The sequence below is a fragment of the Sodalis-like endosymbiont of Proechinophthirus fluctus genome (assembly GCF_001602625.1).
GTDB lineage: Bacteria > Pseudomonadota > Gammaproteobacteria > Enterobacterales > Enterobacteriaceae.
Genome location: NZ_LECR01000086.1, coordinates 1 through 5,829, shown reverse-complemented (window position 1 = coordinate 5,829; position 5,829 = coordinate 1). Strand labels below are relative to the sequence as shown.

Sequence of the window (5,829 nt, the reverse complement as noted above, 5' to 3'; positions counted from 1 at the left end):
GCCTGCGCGGGTAGTGGCACCCACCAGGGTAAACGGAGGGAGCTCGATTTTGATAGAGCGAGCAGCCGGCCCCTCACCTATCATGATATCCAGCTGATAATCCTCCATTGCTGGATAAAGCACTTCCTCCACTACCGGCGAAAGCCGATGGATCTCATCGATAAATAAAACGTCATGAGGCTTGAGGTTTGTCAGCATCGCCGCCAGATCGCCGGCTTTTTCCAGCACCGGACCCGAAGTAGTGCGTAGATTGACCCCCATCTCATGGGCGACAATATCCGCCAACGTAGTTTTACCCAGCCCGGACGGCCCCGAAATGAGCAAATGATCGAGCGCGTCGCCGCGCATTTTTGCCGCCTGAATGAAAATCTCCATCTGCTGGCGTACATGGGGCTGGCCGATATAGTCCACCAGTGTTTTCGGCCGGATAGCACGGTCGATAACCTCTTCTTCAGTCGCCGTAGCGGCACTCATCAGTCGATCTGCTTCAATCACCCTCTACCTCACAGTGCGGTGCGCAGCGCATTACGGATAAGCATTTCACAATCAGCACTGGAGCTCGCCACTTTGCTTACCATCCGGCTTGCCTCCTGGGGTTTATACCCCAGCGCTACCAGCGCAGCAACCGCTTCGCTCTCTGGATCGGCCGGATTGACCTGCGCGTCGATGGCGAGGGGGATATCATCTACATCCTGGGGCGAGAACAGATCGCCGGATAGACCTTTAAATCTGTCATTCATTTCCACTACCAGCCGTTCGGCGGTCTTTTTGCCAACCCCAGGCAATTTCACCAGCGCGTTAATTTCCTGGCGCTCCACAGCTCTGACAAATTGCTGCGCGGATATCCCGGAGAGAATCGCCAGCGCAAGCTTCGGCCCGACGCCGTTCACTTTAATCAGTTCGCGAAACAGCACCCGTTCCTGCTTATGAATAAAACCAAACAGCAACTGGGCGCCTTCACGTACCACAAAATGGGTGAAAATAACCGCCTCCTGACCGGTTTCGGGCAGAGCATAGAAACATTTCATCGGTAATTGCACCTCATAACCCACCCCATGAGCTTCCAATAGCACCTGCGGCGGCTGCTTTTCCAGAATAATGCCTCTGAGACATCCGATCACCTCGGCCTTCCTTTATATATACGCTTCTATATACGCGTCAGGTTATATATACGCGTTAGGTTATTGCTTTCGATGGTTATGCTTATAGCATAATAAAGTCTGGATGGATATCCAGCTTGAAGATAAATGTGCCATATCCGGATGTCAGCTTAGCCTGCTGCTGTCCATGTGCAGGACATTCTGGCTGATGTGGCAATGGGTAATGGCGATGGCCAACGCATCGGCGGCGTCTGCCTGCGGGTTGGCCGATAGCGTTAATAGAGTACGTACCATATGCTGTACCTGGCTTTTCTCCGCTGACCCCGTTCCCACCACCGTCTGTTTGACCTGACGGGCCGCATATTCAAACACCGGTAAATTCAGGTTAATCGCTGCCACGATGGCGACGCCGCGCGCCTGGCCCAGTTTTAGCGCCGAGTCAGCGTTTTTGGCCATAAAGACCCGCTCAGTTGCCAGGCAGTCAGGTTGAAACTGCATTATGATCTCGCTGACCCCGGCATAGATAAGTTTCAAACGACCGGGCAGATCAACCACTTTGGTGCGGATACAGCCGCTGCCCAAGTAGCTCAGTTTAATCCCATCCTGGCGCACGATGCCATAGCCAGTAATACGCGAGCCGGGATCGATACCTAATATCACGGTCATACCACTGCCACTTGGCGCGCGCGATAACGCGGGAAACCGGTCATCACAGTGTCGCCAGCATCTCGTCGGAAATCTCACCGTCGTAGTAGACTTCCTGCACATCATTTGCATCTTCCAGCATACTAATAAAGCGCAGTAATTTGGGTGCGGTCTCTGCATTCAGATCGGCGCGGGTAGGCGGGGTTAGAGCAATTTCCGAGGATTTCAGCGTCAGACCAGCAGCCACAAACGCGTCTTTGACTTCACTGAGCGCGTCCGGCGTAGTATACGAATCGATCACTCTGTTATCATAAGTGATAACGTCATCGGCGTCGGCTTCTAGCACTGCGTCCATTATGGTATCTTGGCTCAGCGCGAAAGAAATCGTCCCTCTTTTGATGAGCAGATATGAAACGGAGTCATCGGTACCCAAATTGCTGCCGGTTTTAGTGAAGGCGTAACGCAACTCGGACACGGTCCGATTGCGGTTATCGCTCAGGTACTCAACCATGACCGCGGTCCCGCCGAGGTCATAGCTTTCATAAATAATAGCCTCCATCTGGGCGTCGTCACTCCCTACTCCGCGGACGATGGCGCGATTGAGCGTGCTACGCGTAATGTTGTTCGCTAAGGTTTTATCCGCCACCGCGCTCAAGCCAGGTTTGGGGCTGACATCCCCATCGCCCAGTCTAGCGGCGGTAACCAGTTCACGGATAATGTTAGTGAAAATTTTCGCGCGTTTGGCGTCCTGTAAGGCTTTACGATGCTTGGTATTGGTCCACTTACTATTATCTGCCATACCTTTCTCCGAAAAAAGCCTTTCCAGGCTGGATAAATAACAAATTCTTTCGCCTGCCGGTCACTTCTAGATTTGGCCAGCTAAGGCGGGCTATCCAGCGTCAGCGGGGATACTCGCATAACACAGGTGCCTGCTCACAGGTTAACGTCAAAAAGAACCAATATTCTGTATTTTGTACGCCTACGGGCGCGCGTAAAAGTGATGAAAATGGCTAAAAATCTCAAATTGAAATGCAGCGCTGGCAATCGATGAGAGTCAGTTTCTCAGCCTCCGCCTCCAGCACCCACATCAAACCCAGTTTCTTCGTGCGGAGGTTCGCCGGCGTCTATCACTTGCCGGTAACCGACTGCCAAAAAGCCGGTCATTCCCCGCCCGCTGTCGGCGGCGGAGATTGAACACCAGCACCGACATTGGTAGCCTTTATAGGCCATTATGGCCAACCGTGTTCCATCGCTTCCTTAACCCTTGCTGACGACTGTAATCGACAGATCGGCTAGCTCCTTGGCATTGCCGAAGCTGGGGGCTTCGGTCATCAGATCCGCCGCTGCGGTGGTTTTCGGAAACGCAATAACATCGCGGATATTATCGGTGCCGGTCAGCAGCATCACCAGGCGGTCCAGGCCGAAGGCCAGGCCAGAATGGGGCGGCGTGCCGTATTTTAATGCATCAAGCAGGAAACCAAATTTCTCCTGCTGTTCCTGTTCACTAATACCCAGTATGCCGAACACAGTTTGCTGCATATCGCCACGGTGGATACGCACCGAGCCGCTACCGACCTCGTAACCATTGATCACCATATCGTAGGCGTTGGCCACCGCCGCAGTCGGGCAGGCGGCAAGTGTCTTTGCATCAATATCCTTCGGCGCGGTGAAGGGATGATGTATCGCGGCTAGGCTGCCGTCTTCGTCTTCCTCAAACATTGGGAAGTCGACCACCCACAGAGGCGCCCAGCGGTCAGTTTCCGTGAGTTGCAAATCCAGGCCGAGCTTGAGACGTAGCGCCCCCAGCGCATCGGTCACGACGCTTGCGCGGTCCGCGCTGAAGAAAACGATATCGCCGTCGGCGGCATGGATACGCGCTAGGATCTGCTCGATCACCTGCAGCCCCAAGAATTTCGCCACTGGGCTTTGCACCCCTTCCGCGCCTGCGGCACGCTGGTTGACCTTCATCCATACCAGCCCTTTGGCGCCGTAGATTTCAATATATTTGCCATATTCGTCAATCTGCTTGTGGCTCAACTTCGCACCACCAGGCACACGCAACGCTGCCACGCGGCCTTTAGCGTCGTTGGCGGGCGTGAAGAACACGTTAAAGGCCACGTCCCTGACTAAATCCGCCACGTCCACCAGCTCCATCGGATTGCGCAAATCCGGTTTGTCGGAACCGAAGCGGCACATAGCGTTGGCATAGGTCATCTGCGGAAAAACTCCCAGGTCGACGCCGGTAATGTCGTGCCACAAATCGCGTACCAGCCGCTCCATCACCTCGCGCACCTGCGCCGCGGTCATGAATGACGTTTCCACGTCGATCTGGGTGAACTCCGGCTGACGATCGGCGCGCAGGTCTTCATCACGGAAACATTTCACGATCTGGTAGTAGCGGTCAAAACCCGACATCATCAGTAGCTGTTTGAACAGTTGCGGCGACTGCGGCAAGGCGTAAAACTTACCCTTATGTACCCGGCTGGGAACCAGGTAATCGCGGGCGCCTTCCGGCGTTGCTTTGGTCAACATCGGCGTTTCGATATCAAGAAACCCTTCGGCATCCATGAAACGGCGGACGAAACTGGAGATACGCGCTCGCGTTTTGAGACGCTGCACCATGACGGGACGACGTAAATCGAGGTAGCGGAATTTCAGGCGCAGCTCTTCTTTATTATTCTGATTGGCGTCGAGCGGCAGCGGCTCCGAGCGGTTGATAATGGTTAGTTGGGTGGCAAGAACTTCTACGGCGCCGGTGGCCATATCGCTCTTGACCTGACTGTCTGGGCGGGCACGCACGATACCGGTCAGTTGCAGACAGAATTCATTGCGCAACTCGGCGGCACGGGCGAAGGCATCCTGACGGTCGGGATCAAAAAACACCTGCACCAAGCCTTCCCGATCGCGCATGTCGATGAAAATCAGACTACCGAGATCACGACGGCAGTTGACCCAACCGCATAACGTCACTTCCTGGCCAACATGTGATAGGTTAATCTGTCCGCAATATACAGTACGCATTAGGATATCCTTAAAATTAAACCCGTCAGCGGGTGTCTCGGAATAGGAAAAAAAGAGCTGTTATTCATTAATGGCTGTGCCCGGCGTGGGCGAACCCGGCGCCGAGTCATTGCCTGGCATCACTGGCGGGCGGGCGCTTGCCGCACGGGCGGGCGCTTTAAAGGAGCTCATTATAAAGGAATTTCTGGCTTAGAATAAGCCTGTCGGCGCTGTCAGCGCACACGTCGCTGAAATTAGCGATTCTGATTCTCCTCACAAATATTAACAAAATTCACTACAGCGATACTGTTACATCGCGCATGGAGTAACATACTCTCGGCTGACCAGGCCTAGCTCACGCATAGGTTTAATCCATTATTGACTCACGGAGATCCCATGCTTAAGCTCAGTCCTTCTCATATTTCCCTGGTGCTCATGGATTTATAAGAAAGGATTTACCCTTTGCCGCTGGCCTGCACAGCGCTGCGGACGTCGTCAAACGCGCAGCCGTGCTGGCGCAGGCATGGTCTTCACGACTCACACACGCCAGTATTTTTGGTCCTCGTATTTGTCTGCCTATTTCTCTGACGCGTTGTGAAATAGCCGGTTGGATAGCGCGCCAGCGGCAGCCCCTCGCTGCAAGACAACTGGTGGGACCTTCTCGTCCCTCTACAGGTTGCAAACAGCGACATTCGCATCATTAAACACCGGTGGGACGCCTCCCTACGGCATCCAATTGGAAATGTAGCTACGCCGGCACGGTATTTAAGCCATTATCCTGGGCGGGATTTTCATTAATATTAGCGAGAAATTCACCGTGTGTAATGCCTGGGAGCTAGGTTTTGAGCTAGTGCTGGTGGAAGATATCTGCAGCGCCCACGATGAGGCGCAGCATAACGGCAGCTTCCAGTATATCTTTCCCACGCCTGGGCCGCGCGTATCGCAGTGCGGAAGTGGTTGACGCGCTGGCTGGTTAACGCCCGCAGCAGGTAGTAAATCCTCCACGAGCCGGCATGGTGGGGTACGCGGCCGGCCCCTTCATTTTGAAGACACTATTTGAAGACACTATGATCTATATTGGCTC

At 54.0% G+C, this 5,829-nt stretch carries 7 protein-coding genes; 2 read left to right on the top strand and 5 right to left on the bottom strand.

Annotated features, from left to right (window positions below; all coding sequences use genetic code 11):
- The 4 genes from BG74_RS18125 to BG74_RS08315 form a co-directional block, all read right to left on the bottom strand.
- Window positions 1–495, bottom strand: a 495-nt coding sequence (locus BG74_RS18125) for an AAA family ATPase (RefSeq protein ID WP_244267459.1), incomplete at its 3' end; no start/stop codon positions are given.
- Window positions 496–503: 8 nt separating this feature from the next.
- Window positions 504–1,121 carry a Holliday junction branch migration protein RuvA gene (ruvA, locus tag BG74_RS08325; RefSeq protein WP_066597785.1) on the bottom strand — a complete coding sequence of 206 codons (618 nt, stop codon included), beginning with the start codon at window positions 1,119–1,121 and terminating at the stop codon, window positions 504–506.
- 144 nt (window positions 1,122–1,265) lie between these two features.
- On the bottom strand, window positions 1,266–1,766 hold the full coding sequence (gene ruvC / locus BG74_RS08320) for a crossover junction endodeoxyribonuclease RuvC (protein ID WP_066597783.1): 501 nt from the start codon (window positions 1,764–1,766) through the stop codon (window positions 1,266–1,268).
- A 43-nt stretch (window positions 1,767–1,809) separates the two neighbouring features.
- Window positions 1,810–2,544, bottom strand: coding sequence for a YebC/PmpR family DNA-binding transcriptional regulator (locus tag BG74_RS08315; protein ID WP_066597781.1), 735 nt, complete (start codon window positions 2,542–2,544; stop codon window positions 1,810–1,812).
- A gap of 248 nt (window positions 2,545–2,792) precedes the next feature.
- Here BG74_RS08315 and BG74_RS14215 point away from each other — a divergent pair, with 248 nt between their 5' ends.
- Window positions 2,793–2,939, top strand: a complete 147-nt coding sequence (locus BG74_RS14215) for a hypothetical protein (RefSeq protein WP_204376368.1) — start codon at window positions 2,793–2,795, stop codon at window positions 2,937–2,939.
- 63 nt (window positions 2,940–3,002) lie between these two features.
- On the opposite strand, the gene aspS is transcribed toward BG74_RS14215, so the two are convergent.
- Window positions 3,003–4,766 carry an aspartate--tRNA ligase gene (gene aspS, locus BG74_RS08310; RefSeq protein ID WP_066597779.1) on the bottom strand — a complete coding sequence of 588 codons (1,764 nt, stop codon included), beginning with the start codon at window positions 4,764–4,766 and terminating at the stop codon, window positions 3,003–3,005.
- A 796-nt stretch (window positions 4,767–5,562) separates the two neighbouring features.
- Here aspS and BG74_RS14210 point away from each other — a divergent pair.
- Window positions 5,563–5,706: a cysteine hydrolase family protein gene (locus BG74_RS14210; RefSeq protein ID WP_244267458.1), complete on the top strand. Its 144-nt coding sequence runs from the start codon at window positions 5,563–5,565 to the stop codon at window positions 5,704–5,706.
- The last annotated feature ends 123 nt before the right edge of the window (window positions 5,707–5,829 follow it).